The organism is Myxococcaceae bacterium JPH2, assembly GCA_016458225.1.
GTDB lineage: Bacteria > Myxococcota > Myxococcia > Myxococcales > Myxococcaceae > Citreicoccus.
In genome coordinates, this window is the sequence record JAEMGR010000122.1 from 1 (window position 1) to 351 (window position 351).

Sequence of the window (351 nt, forward strand, 5' to 3'; positions counted from 1 at the left end):
TCCAGCTCCCCGAGTTGAAGGACGCCTCTCGCGTCACCCTCATCAACTCCGTCCCCTCCGCCATGGCCGAGCTGCTGCGCCAGGGCGGCGTCCCCTCTTCTGTCCGCGTCGTCAACCTCGCCGGCGAAGCGCTTCCTCGCGCCCTCGCGCAGGCCGTCTACGCGCTGCCCTCCGTCCTCAAGCTCTTCAACCTCTACGGGCCCTCCGAGGACACCACCTACTCCACCGGCTCCCTCGTCTCTCGCAACGAGACGCCCCTCATCGGCAAGCCCCTCTCCAACACCCGCGCCTACGTCCTCGACTCCTCGCTCCAGCCCGTCCCCATCGGCGTCGCGGGTGAGCTCTTCCTCG

1 protein-coding gene is annotated in these 351 nt (G+C 68.9%); it reads left to right on the forward strand.

Going from position 1 to position 351, the window contains the following annotated elements:
- The coding region (locus tag JGU66_36400) for an AMP-binding protein (protein ID MBJ6766258.1) at positions 1-351 on the forward strand (351 nt) is incomplete at both ends.